Genomic DNA, 25,251 nt, shown 5'->3' with positions numbered 1-25,251 from the left:
ACTGGAATTTTCGTGACAATGCCGCGCTGCATGGTGCCGCCGCCGCGGCATTCTATTCCCGAAAGCGGCGTTGGGCGAAACAGTGTTGAGGATGGTTCATGGCCGAAGTGATTGACGGAAAGAGCGTTGCCGAGGATGTGGTGCGGACGGTCAAGACCCTGACCGCCGAGCTGGTCGCCAAGGCCAAGCCTGGTCTGGCCGTCGTCATCGTCGGCGAGGATCCGGCAAGCCAGGTCTATGTCGCTTCCAAGTCGCGCACCGCCAAGGAATGCGGCTTTCATTCGCTCCAGCACACGCTGCCGGCGGAGACCTCCGAGGAGGCACTGCTCAAGATCATCGGCGACCTTAACGCCGATCCGGCAATCAACGGCATTCTGGTTCAGTTGCCGCTTCCCGCCCATATCGATGCCGGCAAGATCATCCAGACGATCGCACCAGAGAAGGACGTCGACGGGTTCCATTTCATCAATGTCGGCAAGCTCGGTACCGGCGAACTCGACACCGCCTTTGTTCCCTGCACGCCGGCCGGCTCGATGCTGCTGATCGAGCGCGTGCGCGGCAAGGATCTGTCCGGCCTCAACGCCGTCGTCGTCGGCCGCTCCAACATCGTCGGCAAGCCGATGGCCAACCTGCTGCTTGCCGCCAACTGCACCGTCACCATCGCCCACAGCCGTACAAAAGACCTGCCGGCGCTTGCCCGCACCGCCGACATTCTTGTCGCCGCCGTCGGCCGGCCGGAAATGATCAAGGGGGATTGGGTCAAGCCTGGCGCCACCGTCATCGATGTCGGCATCAACCGCATTCCCGCACCCGAGAAGGGCGAGGGCAAATCGCGCCTCGTCGGCGATGTCGCCTATGCCGAGGCGGCCAAGGAAGCCGGCGCCATCACGCCGGTGCCCGGCGGCGTCGGGCCGATGACCATTGCCATGCTGATGGCCAATACGTTAGCTTCTGCCTACCTTGCGGCCGGATTGAAGCGGCCCTCCTTCTGAGCCTGGGTTGACCCTGAAAGCGCCAGTTTTGCCGAACCCCACCATTTCCCCGGAACGGCCGGTCACGACTGATCCCGTCCAAGGTGGCCGGCAGTTCGCCTTCCTGCTGGTCGACAAGTTTTCCATGTTCTCGCTGGCCGCCGCCATCGACACGTTCCGTTCGGCGAACCGTCTGCTCGGCCGCGATTTCTATGGCTGGACCACGGTGTCGGCCGATGGCGATCCGGTGATGGCGTCCAACGGTCTGCCGCTCAAGATCGACTATGCCGTCGCCGACCTGCCGCCGGTCGACATCCTCTTCGTCTCGGTCGGCCTGACGACGGAATTCCCCGGCAAGAGCAAGGTGCTGGCGGCGCTGCGCAGCTGGGGCCGGCGCGGCAACGCGCTCGGTGCGCTGTCGGTCGGTTCCTACTTGCTGGCCGAGGCGGGGCAACTCGACGGCTACCGCTGCACCATCCATTGGGAAAACCGCGCCGGCTTCATGGAGCGCTTCCCCGACATCAACTGCACCGGCAATGTCTTCGAGATCGACCGCAAGCGCTACACCTGCGCCGGCGGCACCACCTCGATCGACCTGATGCTGGAGATCGTGCGCGGCGATTTCGGCTCGAATCTCGCCAATGGTGTCGCCAACCAGTTCCAGCACGAGCGCATCCGCTCGGCGGGCGACCGCCAGCGCGTCGGGCCGGAACGCGACCTGACCGGCAAGTCGGAGAAGCTCAGGCGCATCGTCGAACTGATGGCCGACCATCTCGACGAACCGCTGTCGGCGGTGCAGCTCGCCAAGTCGGCCGGCCTTTCGGTGCGTCAGGTGGAGCGCCTGTTCCTGCGCCACCTCAATGTCACGCCTGGCCGCTATTACATGCGGTTGCGGCTGGAGCGGGCGCGCGAATTGCTGCGCCAGACCAACATGCCGATCCTCGATGTGGCGATCGCGACCGGCTTCACCTCGCATTCCTATTTCGCCCAGAGCTACCGGCTGCAGTTTGGCAGGCCGCCCTCGGAAGAGCGCCGCACCACCTACTGAGCCGCTTGGATGCCCGATACCGTGCCATCGTCGAGCACGAAGGCTTCAGGCCTGCTCCACCGGTTGGCGCCTGAGCGAGAGGGTTGCGTCCGGGCTTGTGTCCCGACACGCGCTCAAATAGTTTTGGGCAGCAGGCGGGGCGGCTACTCAGGAGATTTCGATGGTGGGACTTGCACGGAGCGTCGCTGCGGCGATCCTCCTTTTGTCGATGACGACGTTCGGCTTTGCCGCAAACAAGGTCATCATCATTCTCGACGCTTCCGGCTCGATGTGGGCGCAGATCGACGGCAAGCCCAAGCTCGAAATCGCCCGGGAGTCGTTGAGAACCGTGCTTCAATCCGTTCCCGCCGACGACGAGATCGGCTTCATGGCCTATGGTCATCGCGAAAAGGGCAGCTGCGACGATATCCAGCTGATCGTGCCGCCCCAGGCGGGCTCGGCAAGCGCCATCACCGATGCCGCCGACAGTCTGAAATTCCTCGGCAAGACGCCGCTGACGGCGGCCGTCAAGCAGGCGGCCGAAGCGCTGAAATACACCGAGGACAAGGCGACCGTCGTCCTCATCACCGACGGGCTTGAGACTTGCGGTGGCGACCCCTGTGCGCTCGGCAAGGAACTCGAGGCGTCCGGCGTCGATTTCACGGCCGACGTCGTCGGCTTCGGCCTGACCGCTGACGAAGGCAAGCAGATTGCCTGCCTCGCCGACAACACCGGCGGCAAGTACATACAGGCCTCAGACGAGAAGGCGCTGCAGGAAGCGCTGGTTGAGACCGTGGCTGCGCCGGCACCAGCCCCTGCGCCGGCACCAGCCCCGGCTCCCGAACCCGCACCGGCGCCCGCGCCGAAAGCGGCCGAGGTCGACTACAATCTTATCCCGCAAGCGTTCTTGAAAGAGGGCGGCGAGGTGCCGAAGATCGACGTCTACTATGAAGTCTTCAAGGACGATGCAAAGGGTGTCGGTGGAGACAATGTCAACTACGGTTACAACGCTATCAAGTTCCACGTTCCCGCTGGCAACTACATCGTCGTTGCCACCAGTGGCGGCGCCAAGGCCGAGCAGAAGGTTTCGCTGACGGCGGACAAGGCAACAGAGCTGGCGCTCAACCTGAACGCCGCGGAGCTCTCCATCCACGCGCGGCCGGCGCCCGGCGCCGATGTCGACCGGAATGCGCAGATCAGCATTGCCTATCCCGGCGGCACGTCGGACAGCAATTACGGCGAGGTCAAGTTCGTCGTCCCGGCCGGCGAGACCAAGGTCACCGTGAAACTGGGAGCCGGTGAGGCGAGCGAAACCATGCAGCTTGTCGCCGGCCAGGTCGTCGACAAGGACATCATCGTCGGTGTCGGCAAGGCCAAGGCCAACGCCTTCTACACCCAGGGCGGGGAGAAGGCCGAAACCGATGTGGGTTGGAAGGTGTACAAGGCCGCCAAGAAGCTCGACGGCACCCGCGATCAGGTGACCTACGCCTACGGCCCCGACAGCCAGTTCGATCTGCCTCCGGGCGACTATGTGATGGGCGTCGATGTGCAGGCCGTGTCCACGGAACAGCCCTTCAGCGTGACGGTCGGGCAGATGACCGATGTCAACGTGACGCTGAACGCGGGTGTCCTGGCGGTGGACGCGCCAGGCGCTGACGGCTTCAAGATCTTTGAAGCCAAGAAGAACATCCAGGGCGAGCGCAAGCAGGTGACCTACGCCTATGGAGAGAAGATGCAGACCACGCTGGCGGCGGGCGACTACGTGCTCGTGACCAATTTCACCACCGACAAGGCCGACAAGGAAACACCCTTCACGGTCAAGGCCGGCGAGCGGAGCGAGCTTAAAGTCCAGTAGAATCCAGCCAGACAATGGAAGAGGGCGGCTCAAGGCCGCCCTTTTCATTTGGAAACCAGAAAGCTCAAGCCGTTCCGAAGGCGCTGGCGCCATGGTCGGCACGGCCCACCAACTGCCGGAAGCCGGCGAAAAGCTCGCGGCCGAAGCCGAACTCGTTGCCGATGAGATCGGCTTCGGCAGTGCGGCGCAGCGCGAACTCCGTCCCCGGCACCAGCACTTCCAGCGTGCCGGCATCGGCGTCGAGGCGGATGATGTCGCCGTCATGGATCCGGGCGATCGGCCCGTCCTCGACCGCTTCCGGCGTCACATGGATCGCCGCCGGCACCTTGCCGGAGGCGCCAGACATGCGCCCGTCGGTGACAAGTGCCACGCGCTGGCCGCGATCCTGCAGGATGCCGAGCACGGTGGTCAGCTTGTGCAGTTCCGGCATGCCGTTGGCCTTCGGACCCTGGAAGCGGATGACGGCGATGAAATCACCGGTGAGCGTGCCCGCCTTGAACGCGTCGTTCAGGCCCTGCTGGCTGTCGAACACCTTGGCCGGTGCCTCGATGAGGCGCCGTTCCGGTTTGACGGCCGAGGTCTTGATGACGGCATGGCCGAGATTGCCCGCCAGCACCTTCAGGCCGCCCGTCGGCTGGAACGCCTTGTTGAACGGCGCCAGCACCTTTTCGTCGCCGCTTTGGAGCGGGACGGCCTCACGCACCACGCTGCCGTCGGCGCCGAGCTTTGCCTCGACCGCATAAGGCCGCAGGCCTTCGCCCCACACCGTCTGCACATCCTCGTGCAGGACGCCTTCGTCCAGCAGTTCGCGGATCAGGAAGCCGAGCCCGCCGGCGGCATGGAAATGGTTCACGTCGGCAAGGCCGTTCGGGTAGACGCGCGCCAAGAGCGGCACGGCTTCCGACAGGTCGGAAATGTCCTGCCAGGTCAGGGCGATGCCGGCTGCCGCCGCCATGGCGATCAGGTGGATGGTGTGGTTGGTCGAGCCGCCGGTCGCGTGCAGGCCGACGACGCCGTTGACGATCGAGCGCTCGTCGATCATGCGCCCGACCGGCGTATAAGCATTGCCGAGCGCGGTGATCGCCAGCGCCTGCTTCGTTGCCTCGCGGGTCAAGGCTTCGCGCAACGGCGTGCCGGGATTGACGAAGGAGGCGCCCGGCGTGTGCAGGCCCATGATCTCCATCAGCATCTGGTTGGAGTTGGCTGTGCCGTAGAAGGTGCAGGTGCCCGGCCCATGGTAGGATTTGGACTCGGCTTCCAAGAGTTCGGCGCGCCCTGCCTTGCCCTCGGCATAGAGCTGCCGGACCTTGGCCTTTTCATCGTTGGGCAGGCCTGTCGTCATCGGCCCGGCAGGGATGAACACCGCCGGCAGATGGCCGAAGGTGAGTGCCGCGATCACCAGCCCCGGCACGATCTTGTCGCAGACGCCGAGATAGACGGCGGCGTCGAACATGTTGTGCGACAAGCCGATCGCTGCCGCCATGGCGATCACGTCGCGCGAAAACAGCGACAGCTCCATGCCGGGCTGGCCCTGCGTGACGCCGTCGCACATCGCCGGCACGCCACCGGCCACCTGGGCGATGCCGCCGGCTTCGCGGGCGGCCTCCTTGATCAGGGCAGGGTAGGTCTCGAACGGCTGATGCGCTGACAGCATGTCGTTGTAGGAGGTGATGATGCCGAGATTGGGCACCTTGTCGGCGCCGAGCGCCAGCTTTTCCGAGGGGCTGCACACCGCAAAGCCGTGGGCGAGGTTGCCGCAGGACAGCACCGAGCGGTTGGCAGTCTGGTTCGACGCTTCGGCGATGCGGCCGAGATAGCGTTCGCGGCCCGCCTTCGAGCGTTGGCGGATGCGCTCCGTGATGGCTTCGATGTCGCGTCTTGCGGTCATGGCGGTCGGTCCTTTCAGGTGAGGTCCCGGAAACATCCTCCCGCAATTGCCGGGACCACTAAATGTAAAATCACGGCGCCCAGAAAACCTCTATGGACCTGGGTGCGGCGTCCAGCACGGCACGGATCGGCTTTCGCGGCCCGGGCGCAACCGCACCGTCAAAGGCGGTGCGCTTGTCCTCGCCCTCTATGTGCAGCGCGATGAAGCCGGCATCGATGATGCGCGCCAGCGTCAGGGTCAGCCGTGGCTCGCCCGCGCTGGCCGCATGAACCGGCAGGATGATCCTGTCCGAGGCCGGGTCGAGCAGCTTTGCCAGGTCGTCGGCATCGGGAAAGAACGAGGCGGTGTGGCCGTCCGGCCCCATGCCGAGCACCACGACATCGAGCGGCCAGGGCAGGGAGCGCAGTGCGGCATCGTCGGATGCCGCCGCATCCTCGATACCGGATGCCTCATGGTAGAGCGGCACGAAGCGTGCCGCCTTGGCCGCGTTCTGCAACAGATTGGCGGCCACCAGCCCGGCATTGGAACGCGGCGAGGAGGCGGGCACGAAACGCTCGTCGACCAGCGTCACGATCACTCTGTCCCAGGCAATCGGCAGCGCTGAGAGCGCGGCAAAGAACTTTGCCGGCGTCGTGCCGCCGGAGACGGCCAGCACGGCCGTGCCGCGCTCGGCGATTGCCTTGGTCAGGCGATCGGCGACGCGGGCGGCCAGCGCCGCCGCCAGTTGCGGACGGTCGGGGAAAGCGTTCCAGTTGTAGCTGGCGCTGGTCAATTGCTCTCGTGCCATGTCCGCCCGTCACGTTCGATCAGTGCTATCGAGGCCGACGGCCCCCAGGTGCCTGCCGTATAACCCTGCGCTTCCTGCTTGGCGCCTTCCCAGGCATTCTGGATCGGGTCGATCCATTTCCACGCCGCCTCCACCTCGTCACGGCGCATGAACAGCGTCTGGTTGCCACGGATGACATCCATGATCAGCCGTTCATAGGCGTCGGGCGCACGGCCGTCGAAGGATTGCGCGAAGCTCATGTCGAGCGAGATCTGGCGCAGCCGCATGCCGCCCGGGCCCGGATCCTTGATCATGATGAACTGCTTGACGCCTTCGTCGGGCTGCAGCCGGATGACCAACTGGTTGGCGAAGATCGGCCCGGCGCTGTCGCCGAAGATCGAATGCGGGATCGGCTTGAACTCGATGACGATTTCCGAAACCCGGGTCGCCAGCCGCTTGCCGGTCCTGAGGTAGAACGGAACGCCCGCCCAGCGCCAGGTGCCGATCTCGGCCTTGATGGCGACGAAGGTCTCGGTGTTGCTGTCCTTGCCGAGCTCCTCGACATAGCCTTTCACCGGCCCGCCGGCGGAGGCTCCGGCGCGGTACTGGCCGCGCACTGTGTGCTTCGGCGCCTCGTTGCCGTTGATGCGCTTCAGTGCCCGCAGCACTTTCAGCTTCTCGTCGCGCACGGCGTCGGCGTCCATCGACGACGGCGCCTCCATCGCGACGAGGCAGAGCAGCTGCAGCATGTGGTTCTGCACCATGTCGCGCAGCGCGCCTGCCTTGTCGTAATAGGTGACGCGGTCTTCAAGGCCGACGGTCTCGGCGACCGTGATCTGCACGTGGTCGATATGGGCGGAGTTCCACAGCGGCTCATAGAGCGCATTGGCAAAGCGCAGCGCCATCAGGTTCTGCACCGTCTCCTTGCCGAGATAATGGTCGATGCGGAAGATCTGGCTTTCGTGGAAATCGTCGCCGACCAGATCGTTGAGCGCCCGCGCCGAGGCAAGGTCGCGGCCGATCGGCTTCTCCAGCACGATGCGCGAGTTCGGCGTGATCAGCTTGTGCTCTTTGAGCTTGTGCGAGATATCGCCGAACAGCGCCGGCGCCACCGCCAGGTAGAAGGCGCGGATGCTCTCGCTCTCGCCGATCGCCTTCTTGAGCTTGTCGAAGCCGGCGCCGGTCGTCGCATCGGCCGAGACATAGGAAAGCCGCGCCAGGAAGGTCTTCAGGTCCTTGGCGTCGATATCGGCCGGCTTGACGTGATCGGAAATCGCCTGGCTGGCGAAGGCCCGGAATTCCTCGTCGCTCATCTTCGAGCGCGACGTGCCGATGATGCGTGTCGGCTCCGAGAATTGATGGTCACGCTGACGGTAGTAGAGCGACGGCAGAAGCTTGCGTTCCGACAGGTCGCCGGTGCCGCCGAAAATGATGAAGTCGAAAGGGTCGACGGGAATGATCTGGCTGGTCATGGTCTGTCCGCTTTGACGCCGGTCGCGAGTACGCGGCTGATATATTCTAATCGATTTAAATTTTCCAGTGCCATGGTGTCACATCGAGGACCAATCGCTGGATATTGATTGGGTCCACCTGTGCGCTTGACACTGGCGCTTGCCGGAGGCTTGTCGGTGAACGAAGACTCCGGAAGCTTTCGCAGTTGCAGCATAGAACGCGAATGTGACGAAAGCTAAGGGAGAAATGGCGCGTTGTCTGTCGCGGCATGGGCCACGGCGGTCAGCTGCCTTGTTGGCTCCGGGAAGACATCAATGAGCGGGAAAAGCATGCGTCTGGAAAACAAGGTCGCCATCATCACCGGCGCGGCATCCGGGTTCGGTGAAGGCATGGCCAAGCGCTTCGCCGAAGAAGGCGCGCGCGTGGTGGTCGCGGACCTCAATGCCAAGGGCGCGGAACGCGTCGCGAATGAGATCGGCGAGGCGGCGATCTGGACGCAGACGGATGTTTCGCTGCGCTCCGAATTCGACGAGATGGTCTATGCCGCAAAAAACGCCTTCGGCCGCATCGACATCATTGTCAACAATGCCGGCTTCACCCATCGCAACGGCGACATGCTCAAGGTCGACGAGGAGACTTTCGACCTGATCACCGCTGTCAACATGAAGGCAATCTATCACGCGGCCCTTGCCGTGGTGCCGATCATGGAGCGGCAAGGCGGCGGCGTCATCCTGACCACGGCCTCCACCGCGGGGCTCAGGCCACGGCCCGGCCTCACCTGGTACAACGCCTCGAAAGGCTGGGCGATCACCGCCACCAAGTCGATGGCGGTGGAGCTCGCGCCGAAGAACATCCGTGTCAACTGCCTCTGCCCGGTCGCCGGCGAAACCGGCATGCTGGAGAAATTCATGGGCGCCGACACGCCTGAGATCCGCGAGACATTCCGTGCCTCGATCCCGCTCGGCCGGCTTTCGACGCCGCTCGATATCGCCAATGCCGCACTCTGGCTGGCATCGGATGAAGCCGCCTTCATCACGGGCGTGGCGCTGGAGGTCGATGGCGGCCGCTGCATCTGAGGCGCATCGTCATTGTAACGCCGGTCGGTTCGACCACGACTCAATTTGACTTGAGGTTCCCATGGCCTAGTGTTTCTGAGGTAAGGGGGCGCGATGAACGCGAGAGTGCGGAAGGTTCGCGAAGATCTGCAGCGTCGCGTCAAGGTCTACAGGGCCAGGCGCGCCCGGGCGAAAAGCAAGGCGACCTTCATCGGCGTCACCGGCAGTTCGGGAAAATCGACCGTCACGGCGCTGCTTGGACACATATTGGCCGCCCATCGGCCAACCTATGCACGCGTGCTCGCCAACACCATCAACTCGCTGGTCAGCACGCTCTACAAGCGCATGCAGCAAGCGGGTGAGGTCGACTACGTCGTTTTCGAAGCCGGGGCCTTCGGCGTCGATACGCTGCGGCCAGTGGCGGAAATGCTGCAGCCGCATGTGGCTGTCGTCACCATGGTTCGCCTTGAGCATTTTGCCAGTTTCAGGACCGTGGAGAATGTTGCCAGGGAAAAACGCGCCTTGGTCGAAGCGCTGCGGCCGGACGGCCTTGCGGTCCTCAATGCCGACGATCCCCACGTAGCCGGCATGGCTGCCGGCACCGGATGCCGTGTCGTCAGCTTCGGCACCGCAGAACGGGCCGACTATCGTGTCACCGACATCCACGCCGCCTATCCGCATCGGCTGACGCTTTCGATCCACTGGCGTGGCGGCGTGCTTGAACTCAAGACGCCGTTTCCAGGCGAACATTTCTGGCTGCCGACCGCCGCTGCGGTCGCGACGGCGCTCGAACTCGGCGTTCCCCCGGACAAGGTTGCCGCCCAGGTGGCGACTTTCCAGCCATTGGCCAATCGCTGCGCCGTGCTTGTCACCGACGGTGGTCCGCACTTCATCATCGATGCCGCCAAGGCGCCGTGGCACTCGATTGACCTTGCCTTGGATGTGGTGGCCAAGGCCACTGTCGATCGAAAGCGCATCGTGCTTGGTCAGATCTCGGACTATTCCGGCTCGACCAGGAAATACGCCTACGCCTACAAAACCGCGCGGGCGATCGCCGATCAGGTGATCTATACCGGTGACAATGCACATCGCTCGGGGCCGGGCAGCCTGACCGCGACAGCGGCTTGTTTGTCGAGCTTCGTTCGCCGAAGGAAGTCTCCGACCACATCAAGCGCACGGCGGTGCCGGGGGAACTGATACTCGTCAAAAGCTCTTCAAACTTCCACTTGGAGCGCATCGCGCTCGCCTGGACGCATGACGTCAAATGCTGGATTCCCGTCTGCGGCAAGCGCGAGGGCTGCGACACGTGCGGCCTCTATGAAGTGCCGTTCGAGCAGCACGGCGACCATGTCAGGCAACGCAGGCGCGCCAGAAGGTGGCAGCGGTTGCGGCGCTTGTTCGGTGGCGGGTCGACATAAAGCGCGTCGTGTCGAAACGGGTTCATACGCGACGTGCTTCAGGTCTTTGTTCTTGCATGCCGTTCTCCCAAACCGAGGTCACTTTTGGGCAACATGCACTAGCAGGCTGTTGAAGAAGTACTGGCGCGGTTGATTTGAGCGTGATTCACTTCTCCCCGGATGATTTGGGGATTTGTGGATGCGCGGCTTAGACGAACGGACAGGTTCTCTGTTTTCGTATGTCGACCTTGAGGCGCGGGTTCGCCGAGACCATCCGTTGCGGGTGATACGGGAGATCGTTAACGCGGCTCTTGTCGCGATGGATGGCGATTTTGCGGTGCTTTATCCGCCCGGGCTCGGCCGTCCGTCGATCGCACCGGAACGTTTGCTGCGTGCGATGCTGCTGCAGGCCTTCTACGGCATTCGCTCGGAGCGCCAGTTGATGGAGCGGATGGAGTTCGATCTCCTGTTTCGCTGGTTCGTGGGGCTTGGCGTTGACGATCCGGCCTGGGATCATTCGAGCTTCACCAAGAACCGGGATCGGCTGTTGGAAGGTGAGATCGCGGCAAAGTTTCTGCGCGCTGTGCTGGCGCAGCCAAAGGTGAAGCGGCTTTTGTCGTCGGATCACTTCTCGGTGGACGGGACGCTGATCGAGGCCTGGGCTTCGATCAAGAGTTTCCGCCGCAAGGACGGAGACGACAACGGTCCAGATGGAGCGGAGCGCAATGCCGAGCGCGGCTTTCATAAGGAGAAGCGCTCCAACGACACACACCAGAGCACGAGCGACCCGCAGGCGCGGCTCTACAAGAAGGGCGACGGGCAGCCGGCGAAGCTCTGCTACATGGGGCATGCGCTGATGGAGAACCGCCATGGGCTGGCGGTCGATGGCGGCATCACCCAGGCCACGGGCACGAGCGAGCGTGATGCCGCGCTCGCCATGTTGGACCGCAGACCGTCGCGGCGGCGCATCACACTGGGTGCCGACAAGGCCTATGACGTGCGCGCTTTCATCAGGGATCTGCGCGAGCGCAAGATCACGCCGCACATCGCCATCGACGGCCATCTGAGCAAAACCGGCAAGCCTCGCGTGACGGCGATCGATGGTCGCACGCGCTCCCATGCCGGCTATGCGGTCAGCCAGCGCTGCCGCAAGCGGATCGAAGAAGTGTTTGGCTGGATCAAGGCCTCGGCGGGTATGGCCAAGGTCAAGCTGCGAGGATGCGCCCGTGTGGGCGCGGCCTTCACCCTGAACCTGGCGGCTTACAATCTGATCCGCTTGCCCAAGCTGCTGGCGGCGCCGGCATGAGCCTCACCGGCCGCTGGCGGATTGTCGCGATGCCCGACTACGTCGAGGACTATCGCGATATGATGGAGCCCGCCTACATTGAGTTCGCGGCCGATGGCTCCGGTGAATTCGCCTTCGGCTGCGTCACTGGTCAGATATTCGGCGCGGGCGATGGCAGCAATGTCGCCTTCTCCTGGCAAGGCAATGACGAAATGGACGAGGCCCAAGGCACTGGATGGGCTGAAATCCAACCAGACGGCTCCATCAACGGACAAATCTGCTTCCATGGCGGCGACGAAGCTGACTTCGTCGCTCGCAAGTGCACTTCTTCAACAGCCTGCTAGAGCAATTCCAGGAAAAGTGTGAACGGTTTTCCCGGGAAAAGCGCGTAGCGCTTTCCCTAGGGAATTGCGTCAAAACAAAGAGTTAGAGCGGTTCGCCGTTTCCGTGAAACGGTGAATTGCTCTAAGCCGGTCTCGGCGGCGAGGCCGGCTTCAGCCGCAAATGCTCCGGCACATCAGGCGCCGGTCTTGATGTAGCTCTTGTAGATCCAGCCGGTCTTGCCGTTGTAGACGATCTGGCACCATTGCTTGCAGCTCATCACCTGCACCGATGTCCTTGCCGGCACCGTGGCGATCGCGGCTGCGTTCTTCTTCGGGCCACTGCGCATTGTCACCGCTCTCAGGATGCGCCCATTGCCGGCCGCCGCCACTTTGCGCGGCTTGGCCTTGGCCTTGCTGCCATCATCGGTCGCCGCCGGCTGTTGTTCGGGTGTTTGCGGCTGTACCTCCGGGATGGCCGCGGTCTGCGCGCCATCCGGATTGCTGCCGGCCGCCGGCGCCGGCCCGGCAACCTTGGCAAGTTCTGCGGTGGCATCGGTATCGGTCGCCGATTGTGCGAATGCCGCCGTGGTAGCCGGTTTTTCCGGCGCCGGCTCAGCCTGGTTGGCCACTTGGTTGGGTGCTGCTGCTTGATCGGCATCAGGGGCCGCGGAAGCGGCCTTCGGCTGTGCCCCGGTCCAGCGAGGGTCATTGGCCGCAAGCGCTTGTATGTTTGCTTTCGCTGCCGCCACGGTCGGTGAAACCTGGCTGGACTTGCGGGCAGGCTGCGGCACCGTCGCCGCGGCCACCGTGGTTCCGGCAGGGACGATCTTCATTGTCTTCACCGGAATGGTCGGAATGCTTTGTTCCTGGCTGGCGGCTGCCTGCCGCTCGCTCGTCGGCAGTGCCAGCCAGAGCGCCACTGCGGCCACGCCGAGCAGCGCGGCGGTACCGACCGCGGCAATCACCAGATGCGAGTTCGAACGGACTTCCTGCCAGAAGGACGGCCGCATGTCGTATCCAAACTGCATGGCAAAGCGCCGACGTTCCGGCGCACCGAAACTGAAGGGCTCTCTCACTCTTGCCACCTCCATAAGCGGGCCAATGTTCTTTCGATCGCTGCCGGAAGTCCGGCGTCTGATCGGCATCGGTCCCAAAATCAACGCGGGCCAGCCCGCAGCAATCCCCGAATAATCGCCCAGAAGCGGGAACCTTTCGCCCGCGATTGTGGCATCAGTACGCCTTTATAAGGGATTCTGCGCCTTTGCCGGCATTTCCGCAATGTGCCGCTAGGGCAACAAATGTTACAATGATATTACAATATTACATCAGGTCGTGATGGTGTGGGATCGTGGCGATCCGATGTCGCCTAGATCCTGTCACGCAGCGCGAACCAGTTGAGCGCCAGGAATAGCAGCGGCGCGCGGAAGCGGCGGCCGCCGGGAAATGGCGGAATTTTCAAATCCTCGATCAGCTTCAGCCGGTAGCGGTTGCCGGCAATTGTTTCGGCGTAAAGCTTGCCGAAGAAGTTCGACAGCATGACGCCGTGGCCGGAATAGCCGCCGGCCGAGATCACATTCGGCATCACTTCGCGCACGAACGGTTTCCTCGGCACGGTGATGCCGACATAGCCGCCCCAGCCATGGGTGATCTCGATATCCTTCAATGCCGGATAGAGTTCCACGATCTGGCGGCGGATATGGATGTGGATGTCCTTGGGGTCATTGACGCCATAGACCTCGCGTCCGCCGAACAGCAGCCGGCCGTCCCTCGACTTGCGGAAATAGCGCACCACGAAACGGGAATCATCGACGGACTCGCCGCCGGGCAGCACTTTCGAATCTGTCCCCAAAGGCACCGTCGCACCGATGAAGGAGCCGATCGGCATGATGTGCGCCGCACTCACCGGCTCAAGCGTACCACCATAGGCATTGACCGCGATCAGGCACTTTTGGGCCGTCACCGTGCCTCTTGGCGTCGAAACCTTGACTTTGCCGCCTGCTGAAATGATGCCCGTCGATGGCGTTCCTTCAAACAGCTGCGCGCCGGCCTGCGCCGCCACGCGCGCCGTGCCGATCACCAGCTTCATCGGATGGATGTGGCCGGTGCCGGTGTCGCGCGTGCCGCCGAAATAGGCGGTCGAGCCCAGCCGCTCCGCCGTCTCCTTGGCATCCATGAAGGAGATGTGCGGATAGGAGAAACGGCTGGCCATGATCTCGGCATGCGCCTTGTAGTCGTCGACATAGCGCGGCTTGTGCGCCACCGAGAGCTGACCCGGCATATAGTCGATATCGATCTGATTGATGGCGGCGAATTCGATGAGATGCGCCTTCGCCTCCTCGGCGAGATCGAACAGCGCCTTGGCGCGGGACAGACCGTATTCCGCCTCCAGGTCCTCGGCCCAGGCGCGCTGCCCGGTGCCAAGCTGCCCGCCATTACGCCCCGAAGCGCCGTCGCCGAAGCGATGCGCCTCGATCAAAACGACATTCGTTCCAGCCTTGGCCAGATGTGTTGCCGCCGACAGCCCGGTGAAGCCTCCGCCGATGATGACGACGTCGCAGGTCCTGTCGCCGTCAAGCGCCGGATACTCGGGACGCGGCCCAGCCGTGTCTTCGTACCAGGAACGGCCGGGGGAAATGGGGGATTGGTAGGGCATGATGCTCACAGGGCAGTAGGGCAGTAGGGCAGTAGGGCAGTAGGGCAGTAGGGCAGTAGGGCAGTAGGGCAGTAGGGCAGTAGGTAGAACTATTCAGGCGACAATTTGCGGATCAGAAGCCGCAAGAGCGTTCCCACGCTCTCACTCTGGGCCATCAATGGTTTGGCTACCTCATGGGACGTAATTCCGACGCGTTGCGCGATCAGCAGATGGGTTTCCAACTCTTTGAGCGATCCCAGCGCGATCCTTAGAAATTGTTGATAGGAGGCTCGGCTCTCTCGCCCATAACCCTCGGCGATGTTGGCAGGTACGGAAGTGGCTGCCCTGCGTAATTGAGCTGTCAATCCATAGATCTCTTCTTTCGGCCAGGCTCGTGTCGCTTCGTAGATTGATACAACTAGGTCCATGGCCTGCTGCCAGACGATCAAATCTCTGTACGATTCGATCTTCGACATCGTCAGCCGCCCCCCTACTGCCCTACTGCCCTACTGCCCTACTGCCTTACTCCCCTATTCCCCTAAACATTCAGCAACAAATACTCCCGCTCCCACGGACTGATCACTTCCATGAACGTCTCGAATTCCGCCCGCTTGATCGCCGCATAGGTGGCGGCGAAGGACTTGCCCAGCAGCGCGCAGAGTTCCTCGTCGCCCTCGAACAGGTCGACGGCTTCGAGCAGGCTGCGCGGCAGGTCGATCTCGTGCGCATTGGCGGTCGTCAGCACCGGAGGTTCGGCCTTGATCTTCCTGGTGATGCCGATCAGTCCGCAGGCAAGTGAGGCCGCCAGCGCCAGATAGGGATTGGCGTCGGAGGAGGGGATGCGGTTTTCGACACGCCGCGCCGCGGGATCCGAACGCGGCACGCGGAACGCCGTGGTGCGGTTGTCATAGCCCCATTTGTTGTTGACCGGAGCCGAGGCCGCCTGCGTCAGCCTGCGGTAGGAATTGACGTAAGGCGCGAACATTACCAGGGCGTTGGGCACATGCTTCTGCATGCCACCGATGAAATGGAAGAACTCCTCGGTCTCCGAGCCGTCCTCGGCGGAAAAGATGTTCCTGCCTGTCTTCTTGTCGACGATCGACTGATGGATATGCATGGCCGAACCCGGCTGACCCTGGATCGGCTTGGCCATGAAGGTCGCGTAGATCTCATGCTTGAGCGCGGCTTCACGAATGGTGCGCTTGAACATGAACACCTGGTCGGCGAGCTCGATCGGGTCGCCATGGCGCAGATTGATCTCGAGCTGGCCTGCGCCCTCTTCATGGATGAGCGTGTCGATCTCCAGGCCCTGGCTTTCGGAGAAATGGTAGATGTCGTCGATCAGTTCATCGAACTCGTTGACGCCGGCGATCGAATAGCCGGCGCCGCCGCCGATTGCGCGCCCCGAGCGGCCGACAGGCGGGGTGAGCGGATAGTCCGGGTCCGGATTCTTGCGCACCAGGTAGAATTCGATCTCGGGCGCCACAACCGGCTTCAGCCCGAGCTTGTCATAGGCGGCAAGCACGCGCTTCAACACATTGCGCGGCGTGAACTCGACCGAGCGGCCGTCCTGGTGGACGAGGTCGCAGATGACGGCGGCCGTCGGGTCTTCTTCCCAGGGCACCACCGTCAGCGTCGACAGGTCCGGCATCAGCTTGAGGTCGCCGTCGTCCTCAGGATAGTGGAAGCCGTTGCCGTCTTCGGGATAGCCGCCGGAAATCGTCGTCATGAAGACGGCCGAAGGCAGTGCCAGCGAGGTGTTGGAGGTGAATTTCTTCGACGGCATCATCTTGCCGCGTGCCACGCCAGCCTGATCAGGCGTGATGCATTCGATGTCCTCGATGCCGCGCCATTGCAGCCATTCGCTGACTTCCTTCCAGTTCTTCACACCACGCAGGTTTTTCACGAAGGCAGGCGTGCGCGCCCGTCCTCCGCGGCTCGACGGACGGACTTCCTTTTTTGCAGGCGGCATCATTCACCAGATTGGGTTGCGGATTTCGGAGTATAGCCGTGCCCCCCTGTGGAAGGGAAGGGGAGCCGCCGCCGGCATTTGCCGCCGCGGTTGAAAATCGCGCCGGTCGGCTTAGGTTCGGGCGGCTCCCAACCCGGAAGGCATCGATGCGAAACAACAACGAACTGACGACCATCGGCTTCGACGCCGACGACACGCTTTGGCAGAACGAGCAGTTCTTCCGCATGACGGAGAGACGCTTCGCCGCCATGCTTGCCGACCATGGCGAGGAGAAACAGATTTCGGCGCGATTGCTCGAGGCCGAACGACGCAACCTTGCCGTCTATGGCTTCGGCATCAAGGGATTTACGCTGTCGATGATCGAGACGGCGATCGAGGTGACCGACGGGCGGGTGCCGGCTTCGGTCATAGTGGAGATTCTCGACGCCGGCCGCGAGATGCTGAGCCACCCGATCGAGGTCCTGCCGCATGTGCGTGAGACGGTGGAGAAACTCGCCGGCGCATACCGCCTTGTGCTGATCACCAAGGGCGACCTCTTCGACCAGGAGCGCAAGCTGGCTGGCTCCGGCCTCGGCGACCTGTTCGATGCGGTTGAGATCGTCAGCGACAAGAATGCCGCGACCTATGCGCGCCTCTTCAGCCGCCACGGCGATGGTCCCGCAAAGCGCATGATGGTCGGCAATTCGCTGAAGTCGGACGTGGTGCCGGCCATCGAAGCCGGTGGCTGGGGTGTCCATGTGCCGCACGAACTGACCTGGGTGCTCGAACATGTCGAGGCGCCAGTCGCCGAGCCGCGATTCCGCCAGATAGCCGATCTCGGGCAATTGCCCGAACTGGTCGAAAGTATCAAGAACCCAGCTTGATCGCAGCTTTCAGTTTCTATTCCGAGTAATTGCGGACGGAAAAAACCGTTAGAGCGTTTCACCGTTTCATGGAAACGGCGAACCGCTCTAACTCTTTGTTCTGACGCAATTCCAGACGGAAAACCGCTCACACTTTTCCTGGAATTGCCCTAGCGGCTGATCAGGCGATCGATCACCGGTTGCAGCCGCTCGGGCGTGATCGGCTTGGCGACCACCACGTCAATCACGCTCGACAGGCCAAGGCTCTCCGGCGTGCCGGTCTTGGTTGAAAGCAGGATGACGGGAGGAAGCGATTTGCCCGAAGCCCGCCGCAACGTTTCGATGCCGGACATCAGGCTGTCGCAGTCCTTGTTGTCTGCGCCGCCGTCCAGCACAATCACGCCTGGCACCAGCGTGCGCAAGGTTTTCGCCGCCATATCGGGCGATTCCGAGATTGGCTTGAGCCCTGATCGCTCGACGATCTTCGACACCACCACGCGATTGATCGGCGATTTCCCGACAACAAGCACTTGCGAGGGACTGCGGGTCGTCTCGGCGCTTGAATCCTGGGTCACCAGATTCGGATGTTTTGCGGTCTCGCCCTCGCTACTCACTGGGCACCCAAGTCGGCCAAGAAGCTCGCCCCTATTTCAATGCAGAGTTGAATCTGGCCGACAATTGGCGTGAGATCGCCCCCCATGTCAAGTTGAAATAAAAGGCCTTTGGAAACACCTCCTCCGACAGTGGAGTCAAGCAACAGTACTGTACTGCCCTGTCCATGGATTGGTTGCGTAAAAATAAAATTCACCTGCGCATACGCTGCGCAGGTGAACGGTCGGTTGCAACGATTTCCGGTCAGCCATGGCGCTGCTGTGTGACGATCACCGGGATCAGCAGATCGCCCCAATTGCCGTCGCCGCCATGGTGTCTCGCCGAGCGCACGAGCTCCACCGAGACGCCGGCCTCGACCGCCTTCATCACCGACTGGTTCAGCCTGTGCAGGTCGTTGGCGAGCATGCGGATCGTCGCCTGCTGGTCGACGCTCATCGTGGTCGATTGTTCTTCGGCCCGTTCCTTGACGCGGCTAATCGATGCCATTGGTCTTCTCCTGTGTCTGAAGCCCTGTTGGGCGTTTCCTCGGTGTTTTCTGATCCGCTATTCGGCGGCCGGCTTGAACTGTGCGTGCTCGGTCGATTCATGCATGGCGGTGGTCGACGACTTGCCGCCGGTGATCGCCATCGACACGGCGTCGAAATAGCCGGTGCCGACTTCGCGCTGGTGCTTGGTCGCGGTGTAGCCATTGGCCTCCGCTGCGAACTCGGCTTCCTGCAGCTCGGAATAGGCTGCCATCTGCCGTGCCTTGTAGCCGCGCGCCAGTTCGAACATGCCGTAGTTGAGCTGGTGGAAGCCGGCCAGCGTGATGAACTGGAACTTGTAGCCCATGGCGCCGAGTTCCCTCTGGAACTTGGCGATCGTCGCGTCGTCGAGATTCTTCTTCCAGTTGAACGAGGGCGAGCAATTATAGGCCAGCAGCTTGCCCGGATGGTGCTTGCGCACGCCCTCGGCGAACTTTTTGGCCTGTGCCAGGTCGGGCTTCGAGGTCTCGCACCAGATCAGGTCCGCGTGAGGGGCATAGGCGACAGCCCGCGCGATGCAGGGCTCGATGCCGTTCCTGACCTGGTAGAAGCCTTCGACCGTACGGCCGGCAGCATAGTCGACGAAGGGCTGGTCGCGCTCGTCGATATCGGATGTCAGAAGCTTCGCGGCTTCGGCGTCGGTGCGCGCCACGACGAGCGTCGGCGCACCCATCACATCCGCTGCCAGGCGCGCGGCGTTGAGGTTGCGGATATGCGCGGCGGTCGGGATCAGCACCTTGCCGCCGAGATGGCCGCACTTCTTTTCCGACGCCAGCTGGTCCTCGTAATGGACGCCGGCGGCACCCGCCTCGATGAACGCCTTCATGATCTCGAAGGCGTTGAGTGGTCCGCCGAAGCCGGCTTCGGCGTCGGCGACGATTGGCGCGAACCAGGTCTCGACCGAAAGCCCATTGCCCTCGGAGGTCTCGATCTGGTCGGCACGCTGCAGCGTGCGGTTGATGCGCTTGACCAGCTCGGGCGCGGCATTGGCCGGATAAAGCGACTGGTCGGGATACATCGCCGAGGCGGTGTTGGCGTCGGCCGCGACCTGCCAGCCCGACAGGTAGATTGCCTTCAGCCCGGCGCGCACCTGCTGCATCGCCTGGTTGCCGGACATGGCGCCGAGCGCGTTGACGAAATCCTCCTCGTGGATGAGCTTCCACAGCCGGTTGGCACCCATTTCGGCTAGGCTCTGGCGGATCTGCACCGAGCCGCGCAGCCGCTTCACATCCTCAGGGGAATAGGGACGTTCGATGCCGTCAAAGCGGCCTTCCGGCGCCGAGGGGACGAGGTTGTAAAAATCAGTCATGGGTCACTCCGAAGGATTTCTGCACTGTGTCCGCGCGCCAATCTTCTGGCGCACTGGGATGTGACTGAATTTACATTGCGGCGCAAAATGAGCTAGAGAAATTAGGCGATATGCCCGGATATAAGAGAAAACCTGTGTTGTGTTTGACAGAGGGCTGCTGTAAATTTGTCATAATTGTAAAACGTTCGGCAATGGGATTGCCGCGAATGTCGTGTAAATTCCTGTCAAGAGCAGTCGATGGCTGACCAGAAGATTTTCGCCGGGCCGCGCATTCGCCGCATCCGCAACGCCAAGGGCCTGACCCAGACGGCGATGGCCGAGGGACTCGGCATCTCGCCGTCCTATCTCAACCTGATCGAGCGCAACCAGCGGCCGCTGACGGTGCAACTGATCCTCAAGCTGGCGTCCGTCTACAAGGTCGACCCGCACGAGCTGCAAGGCGAGGCAAGGGGGTCGGTCGCGGCCTTGAAGGAGGTTTTCACCGATCCGCTGCTGGTCGGCGAATTGCCGGGAGACCAGGAACTGATCGAGCTTGCCGAGGCGGCGCCCAATGCGTCGGCCGCGGTGATAAAACTGTTCCGCGCCTATCGCGAGCAGGCCGAGCGGCTGTCAGACCTCAACGAGCTTCTGGCGCGCGAGGGGCGGGCGACAGCGCTTTCCGGTGCCCGCCTGCCGATCGACGAGGTGCACGAGACCTTCGAGCGGCGGCCAAACCATTTTATGGCACTTGAGGAGGAAGCCGAGGCGTTCACCGCGGTGCTCGATCCCGGCGACGATTTGTTCGGTGCCTTGAAGGCCTGGCTGAAGCGCGAATACGGTATCGTCGTCAAGGTGCTGCCGGTCGCTACCATGCCAAACTGGCGCCGCCGCTACGATCGCCATTCCCAACGCCTGTTCCTCTCAGAGCGGCTGTCGCCATTCGACCAGCTGCGCGAAGTGGCGATGGAGGCCTGCCTGATCCGTATGACGGTTGCGGTCGCCGGTCAGATCCAGGCGCTCAAGCTGACCACCGACGAGGCCCGCCGTCTCGCCCGCTTCGAGCTCGGCCGCTATGCCGCGCATGCGCTGATGATGCCTTACCAGGCCTTTCATGCTGCCGCCGTGCGCGCCCGCTACGACATCGACGTCCTGCGTTCGCGCTTCGGCGTCTCCTTCGAGCAGGCGGCGAACCGGCTGACCATGTTGCAGCGGCAGGGCGCGCCGGGTGTGCCCTTCTTCATGCTGGAGGTCGACAATGCGGGGAACCGCTTTCGCAGGGCCGGCAGCCAGGGCTTTCCGCACAGCCGCTTCGGTGGCGGCTGTCCCAAGCTGCCCGTCCATGCCGCCTTCTCTCAGCCCGGCCAGATCTTCGTCGAAGCGGTGGAAATGCCCGATGGCGCCGAGTTCCTCTGCATCGCCCGCACGCTGGAAGGGCCGCAAGGCGCGTTCTCGGAGCGTCCGCGCCGCACCGCGCTGCTGCTCGGTTGCGACATCGGCTTTCGCGACGACATTGTCTACGGCGCGGCCCTGCCCGGCGCGGCGGCTGCAGGAAAGTCGGGACAAGGCACCGTCGCGGCGACGCCGGTCGGACCCGCCTGCCGGCTTTGCGAACGCGTCGGCTGCCTGGCGCGCGCCGAACCGCCGGTGACACGCCCGCTTGGCCTTGACGAGATGGTGACCGGCCTGAGCGCCTTCGACTTCCAGTAAAGTTGTGACGGCTTGTCAGCCAGACAAAATGGTCCCTTTCTCTGTTTAGCGCAACAAGCTATCTCCTCGGACATTGCGGATCGCAATATTGATTGAGCATTGCCGGTAGGATATCAAACGGCAAGCTGTGCAACGATCGGGGGGATTGATGAGCAGGACAAGTCTTTGGCTCGGTTTGGGTCTCGCGCTTTCCACGTGGCCTGCTTTGGCAGAAAAACCCTCGGATTTCTTCAAATCCTATCAAGGGTACAATGAAGCCGGCAAGGCTTTCCTGGACAAGATCGATCCTAAGATCGGCGCGGTTGACCTTGCCGAGGGTGTGCACCTGAACCTTGGCGACAAGTTTTATTTTCTGGACAAGAAAGACACGGTCTCGGTCTTGACCGAAGCTTGGGGCAATCCGCCCAATTCCGCTTCCGACGCTGTCGGCATGATCTTTCCAGCCAAGTACGATCCTCTCGCTGAGGGCAATTGGGGGATAGAATTGCGATGGGAGAAGATAGGCTATGTCGATGATGGCGACGCCGCGTCCATCGATTATGACGAACTGCTCAAAAGCATGCAGTCGGACACATTGTCGGGTAATGACCAAAGGGTAAAGGACGGCTATCCGCCTATCACCTTGATCGGTTGGGCATCACCGCCAGTCTACGACGCAGTCAACAAGCGCTTGCACTGGGCCAAAGAATTGAAATTTGGCAACGATGCCACCCATACGCTCAACTATGACGTCCGCTTCCTGGGCAGGGAGGGCGTTTTCGTGATGAGCTATATAGCAACGGTGGAGCAGCTGCCGGAGATAAAGCAGAGTCTGGATGGGGTCCTAGGCATCGCCGACTTCACTGCAGGCAAGAAGTACAGTGACTTTATACCAAGCACCGACACAGTTGCGGCAGTCGGCATTGGCGGCCTCATTGCAGGAAAATTGGCGGCGAAGGCAGGGCTCATTGCTGTGGCGCTCATTGCGCTGAAGAAATTCGGCTTGATCCTGCTGGTCCCTCTGGCAGGGCTCTGGCGCTTCATCCGTGGGAAGAAGACCACTTCCTAGGGCCTTGTTTCGGCGCCAACGATCGCAGACGCGACGACATGCTGTCGCCGGTGCGCCAAGCGGAACGCCGCGCTGGATCACCCGCTGCTCAAGTCTTTGCGTTACGCGAACAGAGCAGTTTTTTGTCGTCCCTTGCGCATCGTCCCGTCAACAAAAGCTCGACAGTCGCGCCCATGACAGACGCAGCATCATCACCGGGTCTTGTTACGTCGACAGCCTCGCCGCGCGAGGAACGTGTCGGCATGCTTTTGGTCTTCCTGTCGGCGCTGATGTGGAGTTTCGGCGGCACCATCGCCCGCTTCATCACCGTCGGTGACAGCTGGACGGTTATCTTCTGGCGCTCCGTCTGGGCTGCCGCCTTCCTGCTCTCCTTCATGGCCTGGCGTGACGGCTGGCGCGGCATGCTGAGATCGTTTCGCGACATGGGCCTGCCAGGCCTTGCCGTCGGGTTCTGCTTCGCCATCGCATCGACCGCCTTCGTCGTGGCGCTCGCCTACACCACCGTCGCCAACATCCTTTTGATGCAGGCCGGCGTGCCGCTTCTGGCGGCGCTGTTTGCCTGGGCGCTGTTTCGCGAACGGGTTGGTGTCGTGACCTGGGTGGCGATCGCCGCCGTCATTGCCGGCGTCGCCATCATGGTGTCGGAATCGCTCGATGGCGCCGTCTCGCCCATTGGCGACGGGCTGGCGCTGCTGATCGCGTTCATGTTCTCGATCGCCACCGTCATCACCAGGCGGTTCGCTAGCGTGCGCATGACGCCGGCGACCTGCCTCGGCACGATCCTGGCCGCGGGCTTTGCCGCCTCGCAGGCGTCGACTTTCAACGTCTCGGCCGGCGACACGGGCTTTCTGTTCGCTTTCGGCGTGGTCAATCTCGGCATTGGCCTTGCCTTCTTCGCCACCGGCGCGCGGCTGATCCCGGCCGCCATCGCGGCACTGCTCGGCACATTCGAGCCGATCCTTGGGCCGATATGGGTCTGGCTCATCCATTCCGAGGTGCCGTCCGGGCGCACCATCATCGGCGGTGCGGTGGTGGTCACGGCGCTGCTCGTCCATATCGGGCTCGAGTTCAAGCGCCAGGCACGGCCGCAGCGGGCAGGGGTCACCGGAGTGCCGTCGCCGAATTGATGCAGGCCGCTGAAGCTTTGCCATTGACAACGTTGCTGCCGCCCGGGCAGGCTGGGAACACGGCAACAACAAGACAGGCGTATCTTGCCAAGTCTCCCCGGCGGCCCGATCGAGACCGCTTCATATTTCTGTATTTCTGTCCGCGCGGCGGCGAAAGCTACTGACGGCACCGTGATTCCTTCCAGCCCGGGACAATTGCGCGGCCGCGACCGGCGCGCCAATCGGCGCTTGTTGTCCCCTGGAAAGCTCAATAGTCTGAAACAAATGCCCGGTCGCGCGCATGTCGCGACGAGCCGGCGATGGAACACTCACCAAAGGAGAATAGCATGATCCGCAAAGCGCTCTGGCTTTCGGCGACCTCGGTATTTCTGACATTGTTCACACCTGCCGGGCATGCCGAGGACCGCGTCGTCAATGTCTTCAACTGGTCCGATTATATCGACCCGACGATCGTCGAAGATTTCACCAAGAAGACCGGCATCAAGGTCGTCTACGACACGTTCGATTCCAACGAGATCCTGGAAACCAAGCTGCTGGCCGGCGGCAGCGGCTATGATGTCGTCGTGCCGAGCGGCAATTTCCTTGCCCGCCAGATCCAGGCCGGCGTGTTCCAGAAGCTCGACAAGTCGAAACTGCCGAACCTCTCCAACATGTGGGACACGGTTTCGGAGCGGACCGCCAAATACGACCCCGGCAACGAGTATTCGATCAACTACATGTGGGGCACGGTCGGCATCGGCTACAACATCAAGAAGGTGAAGGCTGCGCTCGGCACCGACAAGATCGACAGCTGGGATGTGTTCTTCAATCCCGAAAGTCTCGCCAAGCTGAAGGACTGCGGTGTCTACGTGCTGGATTCTCCGGCCGACATCATTCCGGCGGCTCTGAAATATGTCGGCCTCGATCCGAACAGCACCTCGCCCGACGACATTGCCAAGGCCGAGGAAGCCCTGATGAAGGTCCGCCCCTTCATCAGGAAATTCCACTCGTCCGAATACATCAATGCCTTGGCCAATGGCGACATCTGCCTGGCGGTCGGCTGGTCGGGTGACGTCTTCCAGGCGCGCAACCGTGCCAACGACGCCAAGCAGGGGGTCGAGATCGGCTATTCCGTGCCGAAGGAAGGCGCCCAGATGTGGTTCGACCAGATGGCGATCCCGGCCGATGCGCCGCATGTCGCCGAAGCGCATGAATTCCTCAACTACATGATGACGCCGGAAGTGATCGCCAAATCGTCGAACGCCGTGCTCTACGCCAACGGCAACAAGGCATCGCAGCAGTTCGTCGACAAGGCACTGCTGAGCGACCCGGCCGTCTATCCGGACGACGCGACCTTGCAGAAGCTCTACACGGTCTCTCCTTACGATCCCAAGACCCAGCGCGTCATCACGCGCACCTGGACCAAGATCGTCACCGGCCAATAAGCACCTGAAGCGACCCCGACAGATAACTGCCGGGGTCGCGTATTTTGGGGCACGAA

The 25,251-nt window shown here is 62.6% G+C and carries 22 protein-coding genes; 12 read left to right on the top strand and 10 right to left on the bottom strand.

Features of this window, described 5'->3' with window-relative positions; all coding sequences use genetic code 11:
* Window positions 1-98: 98 nt before the first annotated feature.
* The 3 genes from folD (at window position 99) to DBIPINDM_RS10840 (ending at window position 3,853) form a co-directional block, all read left to right on the top strand.
* Entirely contained in the window at window positions 99-992 is an 894-nt protein-coding gene (gene folD, locus DBIPINDM_RS10850; protein ID WP_258585713.1) for a bifunctional methylenetetrahydrofolate dehydrogenase/methenyltetrahydrofolate cyclohydrolase FolD, read from the top strand.
* A gap of 7 nt (window positions 993-999) precedes the next feature.
* A complete protein-coding gene (locus DBIPINDM_RS10845; protein WP_010914105.1) occupies window positions 1,000-2,019 on the top strand; it encodes a GlxA family transcriptional regulator in 1,020 nt (339 codons plus the stop codon).
* Window positions 2,020-2,179: 160 nt separating this feature from the next.
* Window positions 2,180-3,853 (top strand): vWA domain-containing protein, encoded by a 1,674-nt coding sequence (locus DBIPINDM_RS10840; RefSeq protein ID WP_258585712.1) that lies wholly within the window; start codon window positions 2,180-2,182, stop codon window positions 3,851-3,853.
* Between the two features lie 64 nt (window positions 3,854-3,917).
* On the opposite strand, the gene edd is transcribed toward DBIPINDM_RS10840, so the two are convergent.
* The 3 genes from edd to zwf form a co-directional block, all read right to left on the bottom strand.
* The gene (edd, locus tag DBIPINDM_RS10835) at window positions 3,918-5,741 is read right to left on the bottom strand and encodes a phosphogluconate dehydratase (protein ID WP_258585711.1); all 1,824 of its coding nucleotides are present in this window, start codon (window positions 5,739-5,741) and stop codon (window positions 3,918-3,920) included.
* 70 nt (window positions 5,742-5,811) lie between these two features.
* Window positions 5,812-6,528 carry a 6-phosphogluconolactonase gene (pgl, locus tag DBIPINDM_RS10830; protein WP_258585710.1) on the bottom strand — a complete coding sequence of 239 codons (717 nt, stop codon included), beginning with the start codon at window positions 6,526-6,528 and terminating at the stop codon, window positions 5,812-5,814.
* Complete coding sequence (gene zwf, locus DBIPINDM_RS10825) at window positions 6,510-7,979, bottom strand: glucose-6-phosphate dehydrogenase (protein WP_258585709.1); 1,470 nt, start codon at window positions 7,977-7,979, stop codon at window positions 6,510-6,512. Before zwf ends, pgl begins: the two co-directional genes overlap by 19 nt.
* 309 nt (window positions 7,980-8,288) lie before the next feature.
* Between zwf and DBIPINDM_RS10820 the strand changes: the two genes are divergently transcribed.
* The 4 genes from DBIPINDM_RS10820 to DBIPINDM_RS10805 all read left to right on the top strand — a co-directional run bounded on the left by DBIPINDM_RS10820 (window position 8,289) and on the right by DBIPINDM_RS10805 (window position 12,040).
* A complete protein-coding gene (locus DBIPINDM_RS10820; protein ID WP_258589241.1) occupies window positions 8,289-9,035 on the top strand; it encodes an SDR family oxidoreductase in 747 nt (248 codons plus the stop codon).
* Window positions 9,036-9,128: 93 nt separating this feature from the next.
* On the top strand, window positions 9,129-10,211 hold the full coding sequence (locus DBIPINDM_RS10815; protein WP_258585708.1) for a Mur ligase family protein: 1,083 nt from the start codon (window positions 9,129-9,131) through the stop codon (window positions 10,209-10,211).
* 399 nt (window positions 10,212-10,610) lie between these two features.
* Window positions 10,611-11,717 carry an IS5 family transposase gene (locus DBIPINDM_RS10810; protein ID WP_258584164.1) on the top strand — a complete coding sequence of 369 codons (1,107 nt, stop codon included), beginning with the start codon at window positions 10,611-10,613 and terminating at the stop codon, window positions 11,715-11,717.
* Window positions 11,714-12,040, top strand: coding sequence for a hypothetical protein (locus DBIPINDM_RS10805; protein ID WP_258585707.1), 327 nt, complete (start codon window positions 11,714-11,716; stop codon window positions 12,038-12,040). Before DBIPINDM_RS10810 ends, DBIPINDM_RS10805 begins: the two co-directional genes overlap by 4 nt.
* 173 nt (window positions 12,041-12,213) lie before the next feature.
* Here DBIPINDM_RS10805 and DBIPINDM_RS10800 read toward each other — a convergent pair whose 3' ends face one another.
* The 4 genes from DBIPINDM_RS10800 to DBIPINDM_RS10785 all read right to left on the bottom strand — a co-directional run bounded on the left by DBIPINDM_RS10800 (window position 12,214) and on the right by DBIPINDM_RS10785 (window position 16,626).
* A complete protein-coding gene (locus DBIPINDM_RS10800) occupies window positions 12,214-13,095 on the bottom strand; it encodes an SH3 domain-containing protein (protein ID WP_258585706.1) in 882 nt (293 codons plus the stop codon).
* 290 nt (window positions 13,096-13,385) lie between these two features.
* Window positions 13,386-14,672 (bottom strand): NAD(P)/FAD-dependent oxidoreductase, encoded by a 1,287-nt coding sequence (locus DBIPINDM_RS10795; RefSeq protein ID WP_258585705.1) that lies wholly within the window; start codon window positions 14,670-14,672, stop codon window positions 13,386-13,388.
* An 89-nt stretch (window positions 14,673-14,761) separates the two neighbouring features.
* Window positions 14,762-15,127, bottom strand: coding sequence for a four helix bundle protein (locus DBIPINDM_RS10790; protein WP_258585704.1), 366 nt, complete (start codon window positions 15,125-15,127; stop codon window positions 14,762-14,764).
* A gap of 62 nt (window positions 15,128-15,189) precedes the next feature.
* Entirely contained in the window at window positions 15,190-16,626 is a 1,437-nt protein-coding gene (locus tag DBIPINDM_RS10785) for a glutamine synthetase family protein (RefSeq protein ID WP_258585703.1), read from the bottom strand.
* A 143-nt stretch (window positions 16,627-16,769) separates the two neighbouring features.
* On the opposite strand from DBIPINDM_RS10785, the gene DBIPINDM_RS10780 reads away from it, so the two are divergent.
* Window positions 16,770-17,486, top strand: coding sequence for an HAD family hydrolase (locus DBIPINDM_RS10780; protein WP_258585702.1), 717 nt, complete (start codon window positions 16,770-16,772; stop codon window positions 17,484-17,486).
* A gap of 149 nt (window positions 17,487-17,635) precedes the next feature.
* Here DBIPINDM_RS10780 and DBIPINDM_RS10775 read toward each other — a convergent pair whose 3' ends face one another.
* The 3 genes from DBIPINDM_RS10775 to aceA all read right to left on the bottom strand — a co-directional run bounded on the left by DBIPINDM_RS10775 (window position 17,636) and on the right by aceA (window position 19,910).
* A complete protein-coding gene (locus tag DBIPINDM_RS10775; RefSeq protein WP_258585701.1) occupies window positions 17,636-18,040 on the bottom strand; it encodes a response regulator in 405 nt (134 codons plus the stop codon).
* A gap of 280 nt (window positions 18,041-18,320) precedes the next feature.
* On the bottom strand, window positions 18,321-18,563 hold the full coding sequence (locus DBIPINDM_RS10770) for a hypothetical protein (RefSeq protein ID WP_112625246.1): 243 nt from the start codon (window positions 18,561-18,563) through the stop codon (window positions 18,321-18,323).
* 57 nt (window positions 18,564-18,620) lie between these two features.
* Entirely contained in the window at window positions 18,621-19,910 is a 1,290-nt protein-coding gene (gene aceA, locus DBIPINDM_RS10765) for an isocitrate lyase (RefSeq protein WP_258585700.1), read from the bottom strand.
* A gap of 237 nt (window positions 19,911-20,147) precedes the next feature.
* On the opposite strand from aceA, the gene DBIPINDM_RS10760 reads away from it, so the two are divergent.
* The 4 genes from DBIPINDM_RS10760 to DBIPINDM_RS10745 all read left to right on the top strand — a co-directional run bounded on the left by DBIPINDM_RS10760 (window position 20,148) and on the right by DBIPINDM_RS10745 (window position 25,195).
* On the top strand, window positions 20,148-21,596 hold the full coding sequence (locus DBIPINDM_RS10760) for a helix-turn-helix domain-containing protein (RefSeq protein WP_258585699.1): 1,449 nt from the start codon (window positions 20,148-20,150) through the stop codon (window positions 21,594-21,596).
* Window positions 21,597-21,744: 148 nt separating this feature from the next.
* The gene (locus tag DBIPINDM_RS10755; RefSeq protein ID WP_258585698.1) at window positions 21,745-22,644 is read left to right on the top strand and encodes a DUF2167 domain-containing protein; all 900 of its coding nucleotides are present in this window, start codon (window positions 21,745-21,747) and stop codon (window positions 22,642-22,644) included.
* 173 nt (window positions 22,645-22,817) lie between these two features.
* Entirely contained in the window at window positions 22,818-23,771 is a 954-nt protein-coding gene (locus DBIPINDM_RS10750) for a DMT family transporter (RefSeq protein ID WP_258585697.1), read from the top strand.
* A 326-nt stretch (window positions 23,772-24,097) separates the two neighbouring features.
* A complete protein-coding gene (locus DBIPINDM_RS10745; RefSeq protein WP_258585696.1) occupies window positions 24,098-25,195 on the top strand; it encodes a polyamine ABC transporter substrate-binding protein in 1,098 nt (365 codons plus the stop codon).
* The last annotated feature ends 56 nt before the right edge of the window (window positions 25,196-25,251 follow it).

Origin of the sequence: Mesorhizobium sp. AR02, assembly GCF_024746835.1 — a bacterium.
In the GTDB taxonomy this organism is placed as follows: Bacteria; Pseudomonadota; Alphaproteobacteria; order Rhizobiales; family Rhizobiaceae; genus Mesorhizobium.
Note: the sequence above shows the minus strand (reverse complement) of the source record. Positions and strands in the feature narration are given on the sequence as shown.